This window comes from Gluconobacter sp. ESL1110 (assembly GCF_058107395.1).
Map to the genome: position 1 here is coordinate 195,263 of NZ_JBYLUK010000007.1, position 21,082 is coordinate 216,344.

At 56.1% G+C, this 21,082-nt stretch carries 17 protein-coding genes; 6 read left to right on the top strand and 11 right to left on the bottom strand.

Annotated features, from left to right (window positions below; translation table 11 throughout):
- Nucleotides 1-63 precede the first annotated feature (63 nt).
- A complete protein-coding gene (locus tag AC3B6F_RS04920; RefSeq protein WP_489823572.1) occupies nt 64-2,466 on the bottom strand; it encodes a TonB-dependent receptor family protein in 2,403 nt (800 codons plus the stop codon).
- Nucleotides 2,467-2,591: 125 nt separating this feature from the next.
- A complete protein-coding gene (locus AC3B6F_RS04925) occupies nt 2,592-4,037 on the bottom strand; it encodes an aminotransferase-like domain-containing protein (protein ID WP_489823573.1) in 1,446 nt (481 codons plus the stop codon).
- Nucleotides 4,038-4,149: 112 nt separating this feature from the next.
- Between AC3B6F_RS04925 and AC3B6F_RS04930 the strand changes: the two genes are divergently transcribed.
- Entirely contained in the window at nt 4,150-4,764 is a 615-nt protein-coding gene (locus tag AC3B6F_RS04930; RefSeq protein ID WP_489823574.1) for a LysE family translocator, read from the top strand.
- Between the two features lie 3 nt (nt 4,765-4,767).
- Here AC3B6F_RS04930 and AC3B6F_RS04935 read toward each other — a convergent pair whose 3' ends face one another.
- The 5 genes from AC3B6F_RS04935 to AC3B6F_RS04955 all read right to left on the bottom strand — a co-directional run bounded on the left by AC3B6F_RS04935 (nt 4,768) and on the right by AC3B6F_RS04955 (nt 8,887).
- On the bottom strand, nt 4,768-5,703 hold the full coding sequence (locus AC3B6F_RS04935) for an ABC transporter ATP-binding protein (protein ID WP_489823575.1): 936 nt from the start codon (nt 5,701-5,703) through the stop codon (nt 4,768-4,770).
- The gene (locus tag AC3B6F_RS04940) at nt 5,700-6,653 is read right to left on the bottom strand and encodes an ABC transporter ATP-binding protein (protein ID WP_489823576.1); all 954 of its coding nucleotides are present in this window, start codon (nt 6,651-6,653) and stop codon (nt 5,700-5,702) included. The genes AC3B6F_RS04935 and AC3B6F_RS04940 overlap by 4 nt, the downstream gene beginning before the upstream one ends.
- Nucleotides 6,643-7,626, bottom strand: coding sequence for an ABC transporter permease (locus AC3B6F_RS04945; protein WP_489823577.1), 984 nt, complete (start codon nt 7,624-7,626; stop codon nt 6,643-6,645). The genes AC3B6F_RS04940 and AC3B6F_RS04945 overlap by 11 nt, the downstream gene beginning before the upstream one ends.
- On the bottom strand, nt 7,623-8,573 hold the full coding sequence (locus AC3B6F_RS04950; RefSeq protein WP_489823578.1) for an ABC transporter permease: 951 nt from the start codon (nt 8,571-8,573) through the stop codon (nt 7,623-7,625). The genes AC3B6F_RS04945 and AC3B6F_RS04950 overlap by 4 nt, the downstream gene beginning before the upstream one ends.
- A gap of 119 nt (nt 8,574-8,692) precedes the next feature.
- Nucleotides 8,693-8,887 (bottom strand): hypothetical protein, encoded by a 195-nt coding sequence (locus AC3B6F_RS04955; protein WP_007283459.1) that lies wholly within the window; start codon nt 8,885-8,887, stop codon nt 8,693-8,695.
- 310 nt (nt 8,888-9,197) lie between these two features.
- Between AC3B6F_RS04955 and cysK the strand changes: the two genes are divergently transcribed.
- Together cysK and AC3B6F_RS04965 are read left to right on the top strand one after the other, a co-directional pair.
- On the top strand, nt 9,198-10,193 hold the full coding sequence (cysK, locus tag AC3B6F_RS04960; protein WP_426067344.1) for a cysteine synthase A: 996 nt from the start codon (nt 9,198-9,200) through the stop codon (nt 10,191-10,193).
- A gap of 111 nt (nt 10,194-10,304) precedes the next feature.
- Nucleotides 10,305-10,976 (top strand): RBBP9/YdeN family alpha/beta hydrolase, encoded by a 672-nt coding sequence (locus AC3B6F_RS04965; protein ID WP_489823579.1) that lies wholly within the window; start codon nt 10,305-10,307, stop codon nt 10,974-10,976.
- Here AC3B6F_RS04965 and AC3B6F_RS04970 read toward each other — a convergent pair.
- The 4 genes from AC3B6F_RS04970 to AC3B6F_RS04985 all read right to left on the bottom strand — a co-directional run bounded on the left by AC3B6F_RS04970 (nt 10,973) and on the right by AC3B6F_RS04985 (nt 17,806).
- Nucleotides 10,973-13,348 carry a heavy metal translocating P-type ATPase gene (locus tag AC3B6F_RS04970; protein WP_489823580.1) on the bottom strand — a complete coding sequence of 792 codons (2,376 nt, stop codon included), beginning with the start codon at nt 13,346-13,348 and terminating at the stop codon, nt 10,973-10,975. The genes AC3B6F_RS04965 and AC3B6F_RS04970 overlap by 4 nt on opposite strands.
- A gap of 79 nt (nt 13,349-13,427) precedes the next feature.
- Complete coding sequence (locus tag AC3B6F_RS04975; protein WP_489823581.1) at nt 13,428-15,143, bottom strand: ABC transporter ATP-binding protein/permease; 1,716 nt, start codon at nt 15,141-15,143, stop codon at nt 13,428-13,430.
- Entirely contained in the window at nt 15,130-17,514 is a 2,385-nt protein-coding gene (locus AC3B6F_RS04980; protein ID WP_489823582.1) for a TonB-dependent siderophore receptor, read from the bottom strand. The genes AC3B6F_RS04975 and AC3B6F_RS04980 overlap by 14 nt, the downstream gene beginning before the upstream one ends.
- Nucleotides 17,515-17,593: 79 nt before the next feature.
- Nucleotides 17,594-17,806, bottom strand: a complete 213-nt coding sequence (locus tag AC3B6F_RS04985; RefSeq protein WP_211567808.1) for a heavy-metal-associated domain-containing protein — start codon at nt 17,804-17,806, stop codon at nt 17,594-17,596.
- A 270-nt stretch (nt 17,807-18,076) separates the two neighbouring features.
- Between AC3B6F_RS04985 and AC3B6F_RS04990 the strand changes: the two genes are divergently transcribed.
- The 3 genes from AC3B6F_RS04990 (at nt 18,077) to AC3B6F_RS05000 (ending at nt 21,078) form a co-directional block, all read left to right on the top strand.
- The gene (locus tag AC3B6F_RS04990; RefSeq protein ID WP_489823583.1) at nt 18,077-18,478 is read left to right on the top strand and encodes a hypothetical protein; all 402 of its coding nucleotides are present in this window, start codon (nt 18,077-18,079) and stop codon (nt 18,476-18,478) included.
- An 84-nt stretch (nt 18,479-18,562) separates the two neighbouring features.
- Nucleotides 18,563-20,308, top strand: coding sequence for a copper resistance system multicopper oxidase (locus AC3B6F_RS04995; RefSeq protein ID WP_489823584.1), 1,746 nt, complete (start codon nt 18,563-18,565; stop codon nt 20,306-20,308).
- The gene (locus tag AC3B6F_RS05000) at nt 20,305-21,078 is read left to right on the top strand and encodes a copper resistance protein B (RefSeq protein WP_489823585.1); all 774 of its coding nucleotides are present in this window, start codon (nt 20,305-20,307) and stop codon (nt 21,076-21,078) included. The genes AC3B6F_RS04995 and AC3B6F_RS05000 overlap by 4 nt, the downstream gene beginning before the upstream one ends.
- The last annotated feature ends 4 nt before the right edge of the window (nt 21,079-21,082 follow it).

A 21,082-nucleotide genomic window follows, 5' to 3' on the forward strand; every position in this document is an offset into this window, starting at 1 on the left:
ACCTCTCATACAAAAACACCCGGCACGAAGGCCGGGTGCATGGAGAGGTTCTGGAACCCGATATCAGAATTTCGCGGAAACCGTTCCAAAAAACTGTCGGGGGGCAGCGATGAACAGATTGGCGTTATCATCCCCCGAAACAGAGGCAGCGCCGTAAACACCCCCGATATAAACCTGATTGAACAGGTTCGTGACACCAAACGACGTCTGGAAGTTCTGAACAAATCCAATCTTGCCGAAATCGTATGTCGCGTTGAGGTTGGAGGTCCAGTATGCGGGGATCTTTTCGTCGTTCGTATATGTCATGTAACGCGCACTGGTATAGGTCGTGTTGAAGTTGAAGGTCGCGCGCTTCCATGTATAGGTCACATTCGCCTTGTACATAAACTTCGGATAGTAGACCTGCTGCTTACCTTTGATGCTGATGTAAGCACCATTATAAGGCAGATGTGAGTCCTGATAGGTCGCATCATTCCAGCTAAAACTGTTGGTGATCGCCAGCCCCGGCAGAGGACGGATCGTTCCAGCCACATCCGCACCATTCATCGTTTCACGACCAACATTCATGAAAGCGCTGTAGGTATTACCCGTCGATCCACTCGTGATGGCGGCAAGGCGGTTATAGTAGTCCGTGTGGTAGAAGTCGGCGCTGCCGGAAAAGAAATGCGAATTGAAGCGATAGCCGACGACATAATTCCATGTCCGTTCCGGCCGTAAGGTCTGCTTGTTCGCATTGAATACCGACTGGGCCGGGTTTGCAGAACTCCCCAGGCCACCCCATGGGTTTCCACTGCCACTCTGGGCCCCGTAATCATAGGCACGCATGTTTTCAGCAATGTCGAAATAGACTTCATGCTGGTTCAGGAAATGATAATCGAAGTTGAAATGCGGTAGGAAAGCATTCGCTGCCGTCAGACTACCAGACGCCGGATGGCTGTAATAAACGCCCCATTGTGACAGCGTGTCTGTATTATCAACGCTGGTACCACCATGCGTCGTTTGCAGCAGGGATTTGAACCCGGCCGTCACCGTCATTTCCGGCAGAATATGGTAGGTATCCTGTAAGTAGAACTGAAAGGTATTGGTGTTGAAAGAGTCTTCCCACCATTTCGTCCCGTTCTTGAAATTGGAAATGGAAGAATGTGGTTTGTCCACTCCATCTTCATACATCTCCATCGGGTAATTAAACCGGTTGTTCTCATACCAGATACCCGTCTTGATATCGTTATGATGTCCGGCATGAATATCGAAACTCTGCACAAACCCAAGACGTCGTACATCCGGATGACCCGTTTCCATGGCCATTGGAACCTGTGAGGTCGGAGAGGTCAGGAAGGGATTGGTTGCGCTGTAATCGCCATTTGAAACATGTGCGTACGCAATCGTCTTGGAATCCACATTCGGGAAAAGCTTAAAATCCCCGGTAATGGCAGACATGTAATTGCGCTGCGTCTGGGTTCCGTCATAAGCGTAATCGCCAATTTCATCGTTGGACAATACGCCTTCCAGATTACTCGGCACCCCCCCATTCTGGGCGTACATCGCGTATTCTTTGGCCAGTTCGTAATTTGGTTTCAGATAGGTCGTTTTGCGCCCCATCTTCTGCCACATGTTTTTTGTCACGCTGAGATAATTGTACTGCTCGAAATTTGAATAATCGAAAATGGCCGTAATCTTACCGCGATCTCCCACAGGCTGCACCAGCTTGAAATTGGCCTGCTGTTCCTGCTGGTCTCCATAGCCCTTCCATAGATCCTGTGCTGTCCGGGCATAAGCAGCGTAAAATTTCGTCCCGCTTGCGTTCAGAACGCCACTATCAGCTCTGGCGAATGTTCTGAAGCCGTGATTACTGCCAAAAAGCTGGCTGATACGCCCGCCAGCTTTGTTTTCCGGATCACTAGACGTGAACGTAATGGCCCCACCCAGGGTCTGTGCGGATGGGGTATCCAAGGCCCCGGCTCCCTGAGACATGGTCAGGCTCTCAATATTTTCCTGGATTTCCATCTGGTCAACGCCAAGGCCATTCCAGTTATGGAAACCTTGCCCGCCCATTGGAATACCATCCAGAGAGACACCAAGCTGGGTCTGATTGAAACCACGCACATAGAGTGTATTCGCTACAGTATCGAGACCAAACGCATCATCCGATGCAAAATTCGCGCCCGGCGTCGTCAGGGCCAGAACCTGCATCGGGCTTGTCCCGGCCACGAAATGATCAAGCGTCTGACGGCTGACAACTTCCACGGCACTATGAGGACCACTCCGATGCGCATGAACAGTCATAGCTTCCGAGCCGGATTTGACAGAAAGCTTAGACCGAACCCCAGCCGCTCTCACAGGAGCAACAGTTTTGGGAGCAGACGGCGCGTGATGATGCCGGGTTTTATGGGACGCTGCGCTGGCAGAGCCAGCAATCAGACCAGCCAGCGCAACGCCAGAAAGAAGAAGCCGAGATGCTCGGGGCATTAGGAGTCCGTTTCATTGGATATCAGACCCCACATTGGAAAGTTTTTATTCTTAGTGTGTCAATTTCATATCATATAATTTCTGACTCTAAACTATCACCCGTTGCAATTTCGCAACATAAAGGATCATGGCCGTCCAAGCAGCGATGCCAAAGCTGGCCAGAGTTCTGCTTGCTCCACAGCGCTCACTGTAAAGCGCAGCATGGTAGACGGTGCCTGCGTAGATGAGAAAAGCGTTCCAGGAGCCAGTAGCATCCCTGCTTCAGATGCTGCCCGCGCAACGGTTTCTGAATCCTGCCCACAATCCGCCCAGACAAAAATGCCAGCCGGCGGCAGGTATGGCACGTTCAAACCACAAGTCGTCAGGACATCAACGCATTGCTGCCGAGCCTGATTGACCTTTTGTCGCAGCCTCAGCAGATGCCGTCCGTAATGCCCCTCTCTCAGTAGTCGCGTCATGACATTTTCCCCAAGTTGTGGCGTAGAGAGGCCCGCCAGAAGCTTGAGATCAATCAGACGGACCACCAGATCCGGCCTCGCGGCCAGAACGCCCACCCTCAACCCGGCGGCCAGTGTCTTGGCATACCCCGTAACGAGAATGACGCGTTGCAGACGGTCCATGGAGGCAAGACGGATGGCTGTGCCATCATGGAAATCCGCATAAGTGTCGTCTTCCAGAATCATGAAATCATGCTTCTCAGCGAGACGAAGCACGTCATGCGCAGCGGCGGCTCCGAGCGTGTAACCCGTCGGGTTATGGACCACACTGTTGATGAGAAAGAGCTTGGGACGATGCTCCGCAGCCAGTCGCTCCAGCACCTCCAGATCTGGCCCTTCCCGCCGTCTCGGAACACTGATGATCCGGGCGCCATAAGCTGCAAGACGTCCAAAAATCAGAGGCCATCCGGGGTCTTCGACCAGAACCGTATCGCCGGGCTGAACCATCAACCGAAGCACAAGATCTATCGCATGGGTCACACCCGAAGTTGTCATCAGATGATGATCCGGATGTGCCGCTATGCCTTGTGCACCCAACATCGCAGCGATGTGTTTACGCAAGTGCGGGCTTCCCTGCGGATGACCGTAATGCAAAAGCCCCTCAACATCCGAACGGGCACTGGCCCGGATGGCACCCGCCACAAGATCAGCATCCAGCCAGTGCGGCGGCAAAACGCCTGACGCCGCCGTCAACCTTACGGACGTTCCGGTCCCGAACATTTCACGCAGGAGCCATGCCACATCCAGCCGGGAAGGTTCGGAGTGTTCCTGCATGACGGCTTCCGCCACCACGGGCAGGTCCACGGGTGGCCGGACGAAATATCCTGCTCCCGGCCGGGACAGGATCAGCCCCCGTGCCTGAAGACGTTCATAAGCTTCCATCACCGTATAACGGCTCAGCCCTGCGCTTTCTGCCATTTTACGGACAGACGGCAGACGACTGCCCGGCCTGAGCATATGCGCTTCGATCCGCCCGACCAATTCGGTTTCAAGCTGTTCAACCAGAGTTCTGTCCGCCCCACGAACAGGCTGCCACACAGGCAGCATTCCGGATGAAGCGATGGAAACTGGCATGGTTAAACCTCCGGTACAGTCTGAAAGAATATTGCCAGATTGTACCGGTACTGTTCCGGTAGCAACTGTCATAGTCTGCAGGACGCTCCCGTCTGCAACAGGAAATTCCGTCATGCCGACTTACTGGCAGGCTTTCGCGCCGCTCGTTCTCTTCACGTTTGTCGCCTCCGTAACGCCCGGACCGAACAACATGATGCTGGCCTCATCAGGGCTGACACATGGCTTTCGGAAAACCATTCCGCACATGCTCGGCGTGGCACTCGGCTTCGTCGTGATGGTGGTTCTGCTCGGGCTGGGTCTGGGAAGCCTGTTTGAACATGCACCATGGTTTTATGTGGCTTTGAAATATGCCAGCGCAGCCTACCTGCTCTGGCTGGCCTGGAAGATTGCCACGTCATCTTCCGCACCAGAAGCCAAGAGCAAGGGTCAGCCGATCACCTTTCTACAGGCGGCCGGCTTTCAGTGGATTAATCCAAAGGCGTGGGTCATGGCGGTAGGGATCATTGCAGCTTACGTTCCCAAAGAGGGATTCTTCTTCAACCTTGCCATCGCGAGCCTAATCTGCGGCATCGTGAACTTTCCATCCGTGGCGCTCTGGGCCGGGTTTGGCGCAGGCATGAGACGCTGGCTGCATCGTCCCCTGCTGCTGAAAAGCTTCAACTATACGATGGCCCTGCTTCTGGTCGCGTCCCTCTATCCGCTGGCGTTCGAAACAGCGTCACACTGACACTCAGGCCACCAACGGATAATGGCACGCTACGCGCCGCCCCTCTCCACAAGGCTGGAGACTGGGGCGGTCCGTCGCACATTTCGGCTGCGCAATGGGGCATCGTGTATGGAAGCGACACCCTGACGGCGGATTGACCGGGCTGGGAACATCGCCTTTTAACGGTGGCGGCAACGGACGGTCCGGGCGCGGAACGGCATCCAGAAGAGCCTTTGTATAAGGGTGCGCCGGACGATCCAGGACCTCCAGGCCGTCCCCTTCCTCCACGATACTGCCCAAGTACATGACCGCAATCCGGTCTGCCATCTGTCGGACGACAGAGAGGTCATGGGAAATAAACACGCACGCTACGCCCAGCGATACACGCAGATCCCGGAACAGATTCACGATCTGCGCCTGAACGGACACATCAAGCGCGGAGACAGGCTCGTCCGCCACCAGAAGATCCGGCCCCAGTACGAGCGCACGGGCGATGTTCAACCGCTGGCGTTGGCCACCGGAAAATTCATGCGGGTATCGATCAGCCACCGAACGGGCCAGACCCACCTGATCCAGCAAGTCGTCAACGCGGGCGCGAATGTTCTTGCGACCATGAATCCGCAGAGGTTCGGCGAGAGACTCCCCTACCGTTCTGCGCGGATTAAAGGCCGCAGAGGAGTCCTGAAAGACCATCTGCATCCGTGCACGCCACGGCCGCAGCGCATGGTCTGACAGGCCGGAAATCCGGTGTCCTTCAAACAGCACCTCACCCGATGTCGGCTGGGTCAGACCAATCAGCGTACGTCCCAAAGACGACTTGCCACAGCCAGATTCCCCAACCAGCGCCAGAGCCTCTCCCCGGTGCACCTGAAGCGACACATCCGAAACAGCGTGCAGCACACGGCCACTGCCCAGCCTGTACTGTTTCTCCAGCCTCCGGGCTTCAAGAAAAACATTCATGCTGCGTACAGGACACACGCCACGCGCCGCCCTTCCTCTGTTTCGATCAAAGCCGGCCGGACTGCACAATCCGGCCGCACAAAGCCACATCGCGGGGCAAACACACAGCCGGAGGGTCGGTTTTCCGGGGTAGGTGGCTGTCCGGGGATAGTTGGAAGCTGCTCGGGTCGTGGCCCTTCCAGGGGGGGAATGGCAGCCAGAAGGGCCTGAGTATAAGGGTGTAGCGGACGGTCGAGAACATCCCGCACCGGACCACGCTCCACCACCAATCCGGAATACATCACCGCCACATGCGTGCAGGCCTGCGCGACCACGCCCATGTCATGGGTAATCAGCATCACGCCCGCGCCCTCATCCCGAATTTCCCGCAGCAGCGTCAAAATCTGAGCCTGCACCGTCACATCGAGCGCCGTCGTCGGCTCGTCCGCAATCAGCAGATCGGGCGAGCAGGACAACGCCATGGCAATCATCGCACGTTGCCGCAGACCGCCTGAAAGCTGATGGGGATAGCGCTTTGCCGCCATAGCCGGGTCGGGCACGCCCATCCGTCCCAGAAGCTGCACTGTCCGGGCGCGTGCTTCCCGTCGACTCAGAGGCTGATGCAATCGGATCTGCTCATCAATCTGCGCCCCGATGGAACGAACAGGCAGAAAAGCCGTCATGGGGTCCTGAAAGATCATGGCAATCCGGGCGCCACGCAGCTTGCGCATGGATTTGTCCGGCAGACCGACGAGATCCTGTCCGGCAAACACGATCTGACCAGATGCTCGCAGGCCACGCAAAAGCCCCATGACACTCATTGCCGTCAGGCTTTTCCCGGAACCGGATTCCCCGACCACACCCAGCGCTTCTCCGGCCTGCACCTGAAAGGACACGCCTTCCAGAAGACGTCGGCCATCTGGCAGATCCAGCTTCAGGTTCTGAATATCGAGCAAGGAATCAGCCCCCATGTTGCCCCTCCCGAATACGGGGATCCAGCAACGCATAAATCCCGTCCACCAGCGCGTTCGCAATCACAACAAAGATCGCGGCGTACATGACCGTTGCCATGATGAGCGGCAGATCGAGTGTAGCAAGGGCCTGATAGGTCAGCCGCCCCACGCCCGGCAGGGCAAACACAACTTCGGTCAGCAATGCGCCACCGCCAAGAAGCTGTGCGAAATCCAGCCCGAAGAGCGACACATAGCTTAGCCATGACAAGCGCAGACCGTGCCAGAGCCAGACACGCACGGGTCCTGCGCCCTTGGCACGGGCGGTACGAATGGAGTCCTCCCCCATGGCGGACAGTAGTTCCGAACGAAGGATGCGCGCGTATAATCCCATAAAAGACACAGCAAGCGTCAGTGACGGCAGCAACAGGGAGCGCGCCCAGCCGAGCGGATTTTCCGTAAGCGGCATATATCCCAATGGCGGCACCCAGCGGAACATCCAGGTGTCATGCCAGCGGCTCTGCGTAAACAGGTTCACGACTTCGCCAAGCCAGAAGACCGGCATGGACAAGCCAATCAGCCCCAGCACCATCAGAAACCGATCCACCCAGCTATCACGCAATACGGCGGAGACAATTCCAATCCCCAGCGACCCTGCGACCCAGAAGAACGCGGCCCAAAGCACGAGCGATAAGGTCACGGGAGCCGCAGAGGCCACTTCCGGCACGACTTTCTGACCATGGTTGACGAAAGACGTCAGATCCCGGCTGACGAACAACTTCTCCATCATGCGTCCATACTGAACGGGCAACGGTCGATCGAACCCGTATTCCGCCCGCACGCGTTCCATGACCTGCGGGCTGGCGCCACGCCCGGCGATCCGCGCCGTCGGATCTGCCCCCGGCGTGGCGAAGAAGATGCAGAATACCAGAACAGAAATACCGAAAATAACGAGAGCCATCTGGCCGATACGGGACAGGAGCGCTGCGATCATCGGCCGGCTCCCTTCGGGTCCAGGTAATCGCGCAGGGTATTTCCCAGAACGTTCAGAGCCAGCACGGTAATGACAATGGCAACGCCCGGCGCAATCGCCACAATCGGGCGCGTATAGAGCAACCCTTCGCCATCCTGAATCAGCGTTCCCCAGGAGGCAGCAGGAGCCTGCACGCCAAGAGACAGAAACGACAACGCCGATTCCGCCAGCAGACAGAGCGCCATGACCAGAGGCGCCAGAACAACCATGGACGGTGCCAAATTGGGTAGGATTTCACGTCGGAGAATGCGAAAATCAGAGGCGCCCATACCCCGCGCTGCCATCACGAACTCCGCCTGTGACAGGCTTAGGACACGAGCCCGCAGCGGGCGGGCGGCATAAGGCACATAGACCAACGCAATAATGCCGATAGGAATCAGGAAGCTGTCAGCCCCAAGCGTCACGAACCCAAGATGAAGTCCATGCCCGACCGTGACGACAGAAAGAGAAATGGCAAACAGGTAAACCGGGATCGCCCAAAGAATATCCAAAAGGCGAGACAGCAGAATATCTACCCACCCCCCAAAATATCCTGCACAGATCCCGATACTGCTCGACATACACAGGCACAAAAATGCCGCCGCGGACGCGATCAGAAGCGAACTTCGCCCTCCATAAAGAAGACGGGACGCCACATCCCGTCCTTGAGAATCCGCACCAAGACTATAGGCACCCGCAGACAAGTCCGGCCCCAGTGGAGTCAGACCAAGATGAAGCGGATTGTCATTAGGCTGCATGAGGTCAAGCGTCTGCCCGTGACGCATGGTCGTCCCGGCGACATTGGAAGAAAACGGGTCCACACCCACCATGCGCGCATAAAGTGGCGCGCTCAGGCTGGCCAGAACAACGAACCCCAGTGCCGCTATGGCAAAGAGAACGTCCCTCTTCACCACAAGGGCGCGGACCATTCGCAAAAAACCGCTTTCTCCCACGCGCACTCTCACCCCATGAACTGTTCAGCATTCCGTTCTAGCTGACAGTTCAGGGAAGAGAAGAGCCGTGAGGAAAGAAACGTGATGTCTGTATTTCAGATCGGCTTCAAAACAGTCCGGGCGTGCTGGGCCACACGCCGCCGCAGGGCAGAAAGATCCGCCACTGTTTCGTTATGCAGCGCACGAACGCTTTCATGGGCTGCATAGAACCGACGTGCGCCCGTCGTGCTGACGAGGATAGCAACGCCAAGAAAAATACCGTTGATTTCGATAACCGTAGAACCAAGCATGATGTCGAACCTTCAGGTGCCCGACATGTCTGTGCTGTCGGGAAATTACGGAAAAAGGGAAAGAGGTTTCCGGGCGGCGGAACCATGGCAGCACGACGGCTGCCAGCTACACATTCGACACATCATGGAGATGCCCTTCTTATGGAGGTCGATGACGATCCCTCTTAGGCGGGAAAGTCTCTGAGCGTCAATATACAACTTTTAATAATGAATATTTGCGCCAGAAATGTTTTATACAACAAATTGTTATCGTTGTTTTGTCGGGAAATTCCCATCTGCCCTTTTCCAACTCCTGTGATACAAAAACAGTATGAACAAAAAGGTCGTGTCTTCCCCCGCTCCGTTTGAAGGTTATGCCGCGCCACGTGGCAGAGTTTACAACTCCTTTCTGGAAACTGTCGGGGGCACGCCACTCGTCGCCCTCCCCCGCCTGACAGAGCAGGAAAAACTGCATGGGCGTCTTCTCCTCAAACTGGAATTTTTCAACCCGCTCGGTTCTGTCAAAGACCGTATCGGCGTTGCTATGCTCCGGGACGCGGAAACACGCGGCCTTATTACACCGGGTCGGACCGTTCTTATTGAACCGACCTCCGGCAACACAGGCATTTCTCTAGCTTTTGCAGCCGTGGCGCTGGGCTACCGCCTGATCGTCACCATGCCAGAGAGCGCTTCCACCGAGCGTCGGAAAATGCTGCGTCTGATGGGCGCGACCACCGAACTCACTCCCGCCAATGATGGCATGGCTGGCGCCATCCGCCGCGCGGAAGAGTTGATGGAAACGCTTCCAGACGCCTGGATGCCGAGCCAGTTTGAGAATGACGCCAACCCGGCCGTTCATGAGCAGACCACAGCGCTCGAAATCTGGAATGATACCGCCGGACAGGTGGACATGGTTGTTGCCGGTCTTGGCACAGGGGGCACGGCGTCCGGGATTGCGCACGGGCTGAAGAAATTCAGCAAGGCCATCAAGGTCATTGGTGTGGAGCCGCGGGAAAGTGCGGTTCTACATGGCGACGAACCGGGCCCACATGGCATTCAGGGCATCGGCCCCGGGTTCCAGCCCGACACACTGGATCTGCGTGCACTTGATAGCGTCATTGAAGTTTCTGAGCAGGAGGCTCTGACAACAGCCCGGCTCTGCGCTGCCGTAGAAGGCATTCCCATCGGGATTTCATCCGGTGCAGCCCTTTATGCGGGCATGTCTCTGGCCAAGAAGGCGTCCAGTCGTGGCAAAACCATTGTCGTGATCGCGCCATCCTTTGCGGAGCGATATCTCTCCACACAGCTTTTTGACGGCCTTGCATAATCACATTATTATATAGTTGTTTTATTTAATACTGATCTATGTTCGTTATTAATCCAGACATTCAATCCTGATCGGGAATCGTCCCCGGTCAGGTTTCTGGAGATCACGGGCATGAATCTTTTTTCCGGCCGCGCTACCGCTCTGGACCTTACGGCAAGTGCTCGCGCGCTCTCTTTCCAGCGTTCTTCCGAAGAAACAGTTCTGGCCGCTGAATTTCACCGCATCAAAGAACATTTCACGCCGCTTCTCGTGCCCGGACTTTTCAATTCCGGCCCACATCACTGGCAGACCCGGTGGGAAAGCGCCTTTGGCCTCACACGCCTGTACCAGACGGATTGGGAAAACCCGACACCCGAAGATTGGGACGCATCCCTGACGAACGCAATTCAGCAGGCCGAGAAACCCGTCCTTCTGATTGCACACAGCCTGGGAGCCGTTCTGACGACCCGTTGGCTTGCGTGCCATGAGACATCCCAAGTCGCGGGCGCCTTTCTTGTCGCGCCAGCGGATATCGAACACACGACACACCCGGAAGCCGCCCGCATCCGCGCTTTTGCGCCTTTACCTGAAATGCCTTCGCCTGTTCCCACGGCCTTAATGGCGAGCCGGAATGATCCGTGGCTCTCAAGCGAACGTGCCCGGATCCTTGCCAAACACTGGCATGCAGAGTTCACGGATGCCGGCCTCACCGGACATGTCGGTAGCGACGATTTTCTGGGTCTCTGGAGCCACGGCGCGAAGACCCTTGTCTCCTTCGTTCACGGCCGCCTTCAGACGTTTTAAGAGCGCTTTTCTTCCGGTTTCCATCGGTTGAGGAGAAGCGAATTACTCACAACCGAAACCGAGCTCATCGCCATGGCGGCTCCTGCGACTATCGGGTTCAACATCCCCAAAGCCGCCAGAGGCAGACCGAGAAGATTATAGATGAACGCGAAGAAGAGGTTCTGACGGATCTTGGAAAGGGTCGCCCGAGACAGGGAAATCGCATCCAGAACGCTCGTCAGTTCGCTCTTCATCAGCACGACATCCGCTGTGTCCAGCGCGACGGCTGATCCGGCACCAATGGCAAAACCAACATCCGCAGCAGCCAGCGCGGGCGCGTCATTAACGCCATCCCCCACCATCCCGACAATTCGCCCCTCAGCGCGGTAGCGCGCTACGCCTTCCGCTTTATGCTGCGGCAGGACACCAGCCAGATAATCATCCACACCGACCTGCCGCGCCACAACTGCGGCAGCCCGCTCATTATCGCCCGTCAGCATGACAACCTTGATGCCACGCGCCTTGAGAGCCGCAACCGTCGAAACAGCGTCGGGGCGGAGAGTGTCGCCCAGAGCAATAATCCCCAGAAGCTGACCACCCGTCGCAACTGCAATGACTGTCTGTCCTTCGCTTTCCAGATCATTCACTGGCAGCATCGTCAGGTCATATCCGGCATCAGTGAGATAGCGAGGCGATCCAAGAAGCGCAGGCTCGCCTTCAAGCTGGGCTTCGACGCCAAGCCCCGGGATAGCCTTGAACTCATCCACGCTCAGAACGGTCGCATGATGTACTATTCCATAATCAACAATCGCGCGGGCAAGCGGATGTTCCGAGTTCTGCTCCAGGGACGTTGCCACGGCAAGAAGTCGATCCATGGAAACGCCCGCGACCGGATGCAGGCATGTCACGCTGGGCCGTCCCTGCGTCAGGGTCCCTGTCTTATCGAGAATGATCGTCGACAGTTTTTCCGCACGCTCGAGTGCATCAGCATTCCGGAACAAAATCCCGTTCTGTGCCCCACGACCAGTGCCCACCATAATGGCGGTCGGGGTCGCAAGCCCCAAAGAGCAAGGACAGGCAATGACCAACACGGACACTGCTGAAACCAGACTCCACGTCGCAGACCCCGTCACAGCCCAGCCGATCAGGAATGTCACAACAGCAAACGCCACGACGGCCGGAACAAAGATACCGGACACCCGATCCGCAAGCCGCTGCACATTAGCTTTCGACCCCTGCGCCTGCTCCACCATGCAGACAATACGCGCGAGTGCCGTATCAGACCCAACACCTGTCGCTTTAACCTTCAGCACACCATTCGCGTTGATTGTGCCACCAAAGACGTCACTTCCGGTCTGCTTCAGAACTGGCACGCTTTCACCAGTCAGCATGGCTTCGTTAACGTCCGAAGAGCCGTCCAGAACGGTTCCATCCACCGGAATGCTCTCACCGGGCCGGACGACAAAGATATCTCCGACATGCATGTCCGCGACCGCCCGATCAACCAGAACGCCATCACGCTCCACATGAGCAGTCTGCGGCTGAAGCTGCAGCAAGCTTTCAATTCCAGCACTCGTGCGCACCTTGGCGCGTGTTTCCATCAGCTTACCCAGAGAAATCAGGGTAATGATCGCGCCACTCGCTTCAAAATAAACCGGCTGATCCAGACGGAACAGAACAACGATCGCGCTGAACAGATACGCAATGCTTGTTCCCAAAACGACCAGCACGTCCATATTGGCCGACCCGCCCCGCACAGCGTTCCAAGCCCGGCGATACAGATGCGCACCGCAGACGAACTGCACCAGTGTGGCACTGACAAACTGCACGGCCACCGGCACGGTTTCCATCCGCCCCAGCAGCATCCCGAACATTTCAACGAAGAGCGGCAGAGCCAGCACGAACGTCAGCAGGAAGCGGTTACGCTCTTTCCGCCAGACGGCCGCACGTTTTGCTTTCGGATCTTCGCGCTGACCTTCATCAAGGCGGGTCGCACCGAAACCCGCTTTCGTAATTTTGGACGCCAGATCTTCTGGTGTCACAATGCCAGGAATATAGGTGACGTGGGCGCGTTCCGCCGCATAATTCACGCTCCCCTGAACGGAGGGCATGCGGTTCAGCACTTTTTCAATCCGGGCGGCACACGCCGCACAGGTCATGCCGGTAATCGCGAAATCCACGCTCTGTTCATCAACCGAGAACCCGGCTTTACGGACAGCAGCGACAACAGTCCCAACGCTGGCCTCCGGTCCGTCCAGATCAACCTGAGCCCGTTCGGACGCGAAATTGACGGTTGCATGCACGCCGCTCTGCCGGTTCAGCACTTTTTCGATCCGGGCCGCACAGGCTGCGCAAGTCATTCCACCAACTGGAAAACTGATTGTCTGGGCCATCTGAACATCTCCTGAGCGGGCGAGAGTCGCGACACTGGCGGCTCCGGAAAACGAAAGAGGAGTATACCCCCATATGGTATTATGAAAGAAGCTGAATCGTCATGCCCTGTTGGGAAAGAACAGCTTCCCGATCATGAAATCGCTTCAGATCTGAATGATGCGCCACACTTATGAGGGTCACCTCCGGCAGAAACGCAAGGAGGCGGGTATAAAGAAGCGTCTCATTCTCTGTATCTAAAGCCGATGTCGCTTCATCCAGAAAAATCACCGTGGGCCTTGCCAGAAAAACGCGGGCAAAGGCCAGGCGCTGCTGCTCTCCGGGGGAAAGCACATCCCCCCAGACGGTATTCTGATCCAGCTTTGACACGAGCCCATCCAAATTAGCGGCTTCGAGAGCAACCTCGCATGCAGCCCGGTCATACCGATCTGGTGTCGCCGGATAACTGAGGGCCTGTCGAAGCGTACCCGTGGGAACATAGCTTTGCTGTGGCAGGAACATGGCGTCCCGCATGTTGAACGAGACACTTCCTGTTCCATAAGCCCAAAGTCCTGCCAACGCCCGCAGAAGCGTACTTTTCCCCACTCCGGACGCCCCGCCAATGACCCAGCGACTTCCCGCTGGAATTGTCAGATCCCCAATGCTGGCAAGTCGCGATCCATCGGCCCGATCAAGCACCAGATCCCGGATTTCGATCTGTCCCTGCTCTGTCGGCACGCGAACAATGCTATCTTCAGGACGATCCGTTACAACGCGCTCGAACTCACTGAGACGTTGCAAAATAGAACGGAGCGTCGCGAGGTCCGTATAGTTCTCTATGAACCATTGCAGGCTTCGACGCACATTCATGAACGCCGAATTGATCCGGGAATATAGACCAAACGTCAGCGTATGGGCCAACAGTTTCGGAATGAGCAAAGCCCAAAGGACGATATTGATCCCGCCCGTATAAAGCTCGACCACGGTATTGGCACGCCATGTATAGGCCATCACGCTGCGCCAGTTGGTGGCAATGCGGTGCAAACATTCCGAAAGTCGGAAGTGCTCCGCGCCTTCACCCCCATAAAAAGCAATCTGTTCCGAATTACGCCGCACATCCAGCAGAGCCGCACGCAGATCAGCATCATAATGCTGCTGGCGATAATTGGCGCTGACGAGCGGGCCACCCGCTTTTTCCAGAACCAGAGAAATGAGAAGAATGGAAATCGTCGTCCCGAAAAACATGTAGCCCGGAATGACGATATGCCAGCCCTGCCAGACAAAGGATAACGTGCCACCGATGGTCCAGAGAACGATCGCAAAGGACAGGAAAGTCGTCACAGCCTGAATGGCGTCCAGACCCAGTCGCAGCGTCCAAACCGACATCTGCGCCAGATCATCCGCGATACGTTGGTCGGGGTTGTCGGCCCGGTTTTCTCCATGCTCCAGATGATAATACGCATTCTCGGACAGGTATTTTCGCAAATAAACCCGCGTGTTCCACAAACGCCAGCGCATGGAAAGCACCTGCGTCATGTACTGCTGGATGACGCGCATTCCTGCACTCAAGCCCATCATGACGACATAGATCGGGATAAGCGCAATACAGGCTGCAACTTTGTACGCGAACATCGTATCGAAAAATGTCTGGTCCCATTTTCCGAACCAGACCGCGACCTGCACATCCAGAAACGACAGGCCAATAATTCCGATCAGAAGGCCCAAAGCCTTCCAGCGATCTTCCGACCGCCAGTAAGGCAGGAGAACTTTCCAGTCTGAAAGAGAATGCGCGGGTGTAAGGTCTTCAGTATGTGCCACGAAGCGTTGCCATGAAACTGCGGGGGGCGGCTGGGAAATTGAACTGCCAGACGCCGCTGGCACGCTCGTAATAATAGCGGTTGGTCAGGTTATAGGTGTTGAGCTGGAGTTTCAGATGTTTGTTGAAGCGATATCCGATCACGCTGTCGAGCGTCATATACCCCCCCTGAACCGTCGTTGCATAACTGCCACGAAGATTGCTGTAAGCATCCAGCCCGACACCAAAGCTCAGTCCTTTCAAGCGCCCTTGCTGCGCATTGTAATGCACCCAGGATTTGAACATGTGACGCGGTGAGAAAACCCCTCCGAAATCAGACACTTTCGGATTGGAAACCTTGGTATCAAGATATGTGTATCCAATAGACACATCGAGCCCAGGCATGATCTGTCCGTCAACCTGCGCTTCCCAGCCCTGTCGACGGATGGGCCCTGTCGTGATGTAAAAGCTTGTGTGATCGGGGTCCTGAACGGGTTGGTTGACACTTTCCATACGGAAAAGCGCTGTCGAAAAATTCAGACGACCGTGGAAATACTCGCCCTTGAAACCTGTCTCGACCTGATTGCCCTGCTGAGGCGTCAGACCCTCTCTATTGTAAGTCAGCCGTCCGACAGAAGGCGTAAAAATACTGGCGTAGCTGGCATACCAGGAAAGGTTGGGCGTGATCTGATAGACCGTTCCCAGATAGGGCGTGAGCTGACCGTGAATATTGGCCGTCGTCTTCCATGGCCCTTCCGGGGAAGGACTGGCGTCCCGCGTCTTTTCGGAAAACCGCGACACACGCCCGCCAAGGATCAAGGACAGGTGGCGGATCACTTCAAGCCGGAGCTGTCCGTAAAAACCCCACTGATAGGCATTGTCGTCTGTCCCTTCTGCACCATCGGCCGCATTGTAGGTAATGCTGCCAGCAGCTGGCTTCTTCACCACTGCCGTGTTGTTGATGCTAACATCGGAATACACCGCGTCGGACGTAACTGCGCCATAGGCAACATGCGTATCATACGAATTGTAGTTAAAGCCCAGAAGTACATGATGCGTCCGGTGTAGAAGCCGGAAGCTGCCTGTTGTGTAAATATCAGCCGAGCGGGACGTATTCGTTCCGCGCGATGGAAAGTTTCCGATATCCTCGTAGGTCAGTTTACCCGTCTGCGCATTGATCGGGGTCCATGGCTCATTATAGAGCGTGTTGTAACTCTGGTCGTAAAAAGTCCCACGGGCAGTGACCGTCCAATCCCCCCAGAGTTTCTGCGTCAGAGACGCAATGGTCTGCTGAGTCATGTAATTGCTGTATCCCCACGGCTGGGTCGGGTTCGCATCACGCCCGCCATACCAGAGCGTCCGAGTGGTTGTGACAGGCAATCCGTAATAAGGCGCATCAATATTCTGCTTCTGCGCCGCATGAGACACCAGAAACGTAGTGGACGGCGTGATATCCCATTCCAGCACGCCATAAGCCTGCCAGCTTCGGTTATGGGCATATTTGTAGAAGTAATCATTATCCTGAAAGAGATCAGCCGTTCGGAACCGTAGTGTTTTGGAGCGGTTGAGCGGAACGGTCAGGTCCATATCCGCACGGTAGTTATTGAAGCTGCCCACAGTAGCATTTCCACTCGCGGCGAAATCCTTTCCGGGCTTCTTTGTAACCTGATTGACCACGCCGCCAGCGCCACCCGCGCCTTGCAGCAGACCGGCAGACCCACGCATGACTTCAATCCTGTCATACATAGAGAGGTCAAAACTCGCATTGTTCAGCGTTCCCGCCGCATTGGGCGTTCCATCAACCGACGTTGTGAGCTGATAGCCTCGCGAATAAAAATTACTATTGGCCGTTGATCCCGGCAGCACACGGATCCCGTTGATCTGGCGCATGGCGTCCGTCATCGTCAGCATGTTGGAATCTTCCATACGCTGCTGTGTGATTGCGGAAATCGAGTGTGGAATATCCTTCAGGGCAACAGGTGTTTTTCCCCAGGCTTCTACAGCCGGAGCTGTATAGGAATGAGATGTGCCATAAACACGCAGATTTTCTGTGCCGCCGTCCACAGCGGACGTCTCGCCGTTGTTCACTGACGCACTCGCCCCCAACGACTTGGAAGACGTGTCTTTCAGGCATGTCTGCGCAATTTTGGAATCTATTCTTTGAGCATCATGGCAGCGAGATACTTTCTGATGGCTTTTTTCACCGATCTCTGATGCCCGCGCATCGGGAACAGCTCCCATCACCAGGGTTCCGCAAATCAGAGCCGAGCTGGAGACCGAGAAAAGAGCGGACCGCCGCAGCGTATTTACATTATGATATCCGAGGAAACCCGCCCAGAAATTATAAGACTGCCACATGTTCTGTTTCACTTTAAGAATATTATTTTGCGACATGACATCTGGTACTGGTTTCACCTGTTGAACCGTATGCCTGTTTATCGCTCGCCCTCAGAAATGAGAAGGCAGACGCACACTATGGAATTGCGTCAAAGCCCGTCGCTTCAACAGCTTCCCGCAAATCTGCCACGGTTGTAGCGGCTGGATCATAAGCGATCGTCACCTGCCCACCGTCCAGAACGACAGTCACAGCAGAAACTCCCTCGACACTTTCCAGCGCCTCGCGCAGACGCTTTGCACATCCTTCACAGGACATTCCATCAACTGTCAGATGTGCCGTCTGCGTCATGACCTTGTTCTCCCGGATTTAAATATTCCTGGAATTCCTCAATTCCATCATACCCCCTTTGGGTATATTTTTTCCATTAGGGATTTCAGAGAAAGTTTTGAAATTAAAATCGTTAATAGGACGGATTAAAATTTCTATACTCTGGGTGGGTATCCATCAAAAACACCCCTCACCCGAAATCTCTCTTTCATTTATTCCCCGCCCCGGTATAGGATCAGGCCATAAAGAAGACAGACAAGTTCTCCTGTCTGTCTGGAGCAGGGATCTGAAATGCTCGGAACGCATACCCGGAAATGGCTTGGCCTGATCGCCTGTCTGCTGATGCAGCTCGGGCTGATGGCGGGCGCATTCCCGGCACATGCCGCAACCAGAGCCCACGTCATGACCATGACGCACTGCGCATCCATGACACAGCACGCCACTGTACATTGTGACCAGCATGATATGCAGGCCATGATGTCAGAAGCGCCGTCCCATCATAATGACAGTCACGGGCAAGGCTGCTGCCATATCCATGCGGCGTCGGCAGAGCCTGCTCTGACGCTCGCGCATCTGACACCGCTTCCCGCTCAGATCGCCATTTCCGGACATTTCGTCCAGATCGGGCATCCATCCCTGTCTGGTACAGACTGGATTCCGACACCCCCGCCTCCCAAACTCCTGCTGTCCTGAAACGTCCCGATCCGTAAGCGTTCTGATCTGTCATAGGTCTGAAGACGCCACGGTTTTCCTGCACCGTTTCCCGGTTTTCAGCATATGCACAGTTTTTCCAGCCTCGCACGCGGCCTAACGCGTCGTCGCTTCGTCACAAGTCTTGGTGCCGGGGTCTGCCTGAGCACCCTGCCTCAACAGGCCAAAGCAGAAGGTCGCCCCTCTTCCGGCTGCCTGCCCGCAATGCCGTCCAATACATGGGACCTGAAGGTCAGCCGAACGCATGTCTCTCTGGATGGAAAGTCCATGCATGCGCCCAGCATAGGAGGCAGTGTCCCCGGCCCCATCCTGCGCTGGAAACAGGGCGAGACGGTCACTCTGAACGTCCGGAATACGCTGGATGAAACAACATCCATCCACTGGCACGGCATTCGTGTCCCAGCGGATATGGACGGCGTACCCGGTCTCAGCTTTGCAGGAATCCCGCCCGGCGAAACCTTCACATATCGCTTTCGCCTGCATCAGAGTGGCACATACTGGTATCACAGCCATTCCAACATGCAGGAAGCGCTGGGCCTGTATGGCGCAATCGTCATTGACCCGATCCGGCCTGATCCAAATGCCTCTGATCGAGATTACGTCATCTTCCTAGGTGAATGGACCGATGTCATGCCCCATGACATCGTGAACAATCTGAAAATGCAGGATGACTATTACGTCTTTCGTCAGCGTACGGCTGCGTCCTTCCCCAAGGAAGCCCGTGAAGCCGGAAGTGTCATGGCTGCGCTGAAAGACCGGCTCGCCTGGTCCCGGATGAACATGGCCGCAACCGATATCGCGGACGTGTCCGGCATCATCTACACCTACACGCTCAACGGCCATGCCCCGGACATGAACTGGAACGGTTTGTTCCGGCCCGGCGAGCGGGTGCGTCTGCGGTTCATCAATGGCGCCACCATGACGCTGTTTGACGTCCGTATTCCGGGTCTTGAAATGCTGGTTGTTCAGGCTGATGGAAATGACGTCGAGCCGGTTCCGGTCGATGAGTTCCGGATCGGGGTAGCCGAAACCTACGACGTCATTGTGCAGCCAAAGGAAGATCGCGCTTACACAATTTTTGCCCAGAGCGAGGATCGGACAGGCTTTGCCCGCGGAACGCTGGCCCCTCGTGCCGGCATGAGTGGTCTGATCCCGCCCATGGACCCCCGCCCTGTCCGCACCATGGTGGATATGGGCATGGGAAACATGAAGCCCGGGGAAAGCATGGATCATATGTCCATGTCCGGCATGGACATGAGCCATATGGGGCACATGGCCATGCCGAAAATGGAAGTGGACGATCCCGGCCCGCCTCCCATCAACGTGGAAAACCAGAACGTCGCCATGATGCCCATGGATCGGACGGGTAACCCCGGGGACGGGTTGGAAGATAACGGCCGTCGTGTCCTGAACTATAAACAGCTTCGTGCCACACGGCCCGGCGCAGACCCGCGCCCACCCTCACGGGAAATCATCCTGCATCTGACGGGGAATATGGAGCGCTATATCTGGGGCTTCAACGGACGAAAGTTCTCAGAATCTGGCCCGATCAAGCTGAAGAAAGGCGAGCGCGTCCGTTTCACGCTCATCAATGACACGATGATGGAGCACCCGATCCATCTGCATGGTCTGTGGAGCGAGCTGGAGAATGGTCAGGGAGACTATCGTCCCTACAAACACACCATCATTTCTCAGCCCGGCTCTCGCATGAGCTATCTCGTGACGGCAGATGTCCCCGGCATGTGGGCCTATCACTGCCACCTACTGTACCACATGGATCTTGGGATGTTCCGCACTGTGGTGGTGTCATGAAGGCCGCGTTGACAACCGCACTGTTCCTGATGGCTGCGGGGACAGCAGGCGCGGAAGACACCATGCAGTATCACGCCGCAGACGCTCCCGTTCCAGGCTCCGTCACGCATCTTGGCAACATCATACCCGTCATGATGGATCAAAGCAGTTGGTTCCACGGTATTCTGGAGCAGGCGGAGGGACGTTACGCACCATCCGGAACCAATTTCCGATGGGATGGTGAAGTCTGGTACGGCACGGATTATGACAGGCTCTGGATCAAGTCCGAAGGCACCCTCGAAAAAGGACGCCTGAGCGACGGCCAGCAGGACGTTCTCTATAGCCGTGCCATTTCGACATACTGGAACCTTCAGGGCGGCGTACGCGTCGATCTGGATGATGGCCCGACACGGACCTGGGGCGCCTTCGGTATTCAGGGGCTGGCCCTGTATCAGTTCGAGTTTCAGGCCACAGGCTATGTCAGCGATCGGGGACGGTTTGGCGCACGCGTCGAGGGGTCTTATGACTTTCTGCTGACCAACCGCCTCATCCTCCAGCCTCAGGCCGAGTTCAATCTTTACACGAAGTCAGACCCGTCCCGACAGGCAGGCGCTGGCCTGTCGGACGTGGATGCCGGTCTGCGGCTTCGGTACGAACTCTGGCGCAAATTCGCCCCCTATGTGGGCGTCACTTATTCCGGCCACCTGACGCAGGCCCGCAGAATTGTGCGGGATCAGGGCGAAAAACCCGGTTCGCTCCGCTTCAGCCTCGGCATCCGAAGCTGGTTTTGATTTT

Coding starts and splice junctions, on each gene's coding strand:
- AC3B6F_RS04935 (WP_489823575.1), bottom strand. CDS start 5,703: ATGAATGTTTTTCTTGAAGCCCGGAGGCTGGAGAAACAGTACAGGCTG.
- AC3B6F_RS04985 (WP_211567808.1), bottom strand. CDS start 17,806: ATGACGCAGACGGCACATCTGACAGTTGATGGAATGTCCTGTGAAGGA.
- AC3B6F_RS04930 (WP_489823574.1), top strand. CDS start 4,150: ATGCCGACTTACTGGCAGGCTTTCGCGCCGCTCGTTCTCTTCACGTTT.
- cysK (WP_426067344.1), top strand. CDS start 9,198: ATGAACAAAAAGGTCGTGTCTTCCCCCGCTCCGTTTGAAGGTTATGCC.
- AC3B6F_RS04970 (WP_489823580.1), bottom strand. CDS start 13,348: ATGGCCCAGACAATCAGTTTTCCAGTTGGTGGAATGACTTGCGCAGCC.
- AC3B6F_RS05000 (WP_489823585.1), top strand. CDS start 20,305: ATGAAGGCCGCGTTGACAACCGCACTGTTCCTGATGGCTGCGGGGACA.
- AC3B6F_RS04945 (WP_489823577.1), bottom strand. CDS start 7,626: ATGATCGCAGCGCTCCTGTCCCGTATCGGCCAGATGGCTCTCGTTATT.
- AC3B6F_RS04925 (WP_489823573.1), bottom strand. CDS start 4,037: ATGCCAGTTTCCATCGCTTCATCCGGAATGCTGCCTGTGTGGCAGCCT.
- AC3B6F_RS04955 (WP_007283459.1), bottom strand. CDS start 8,887: ATGCTTGGTTCTACGGTTATCGAAATCAACGGTATTTTTCTTGGCGTT.
- AC3B6F_RS04965 (WP_489823579.1), top strand. CDS start 10,305: ATGAATCTTTTTTCCGGCCGCGCTACCGCTCTGGACCTTACGGCAAGT.
- AC3B6F_RS04990 (WP_489823583.1), top strand. CDS start 18,077: ATGCTCGGAACGCATACCCGGAAATGGCTTGGCCTGATCGCCTGTCTG.
- AC3B6F_RS04940 (WP_489823576.1), bottom strand. CDS start 6,653: ATGGGGGCTGATTCCTTGCTCGATATTCAGAACCTGAAGCTGGATCTG.
- AC3B6F_RS04920 (WP_489823572.1), bottom strand. CDS start 2,466: ATGCCCCGAGCATCTCGGCTTCTTCTTTCTGGCGTTGCGCTGGCTGGT.
- AC3B6F_RS04995 (WP_489823584.1), top strand. CDS start 18,563: ATGCACAGTTTTTCCAGCCTCGCACGCGGCCTAACGCGTCGTCGCTTC.
- AC3B6F_RS04980 (WP_489823582.1), bottom strand. CDS start 17,514: ATGTCGCAAAATAATATTCTTAAAGTGAAACAGAACATGTGGCAGTCT.
- AC3B6F_RS04950 (WP_489823578.1), bottom strand. CDS start 8,573: ATGGTCCGCGCCCTTGTGGTGAAGAGGGACGTTCTCTTTGCCATAGCG.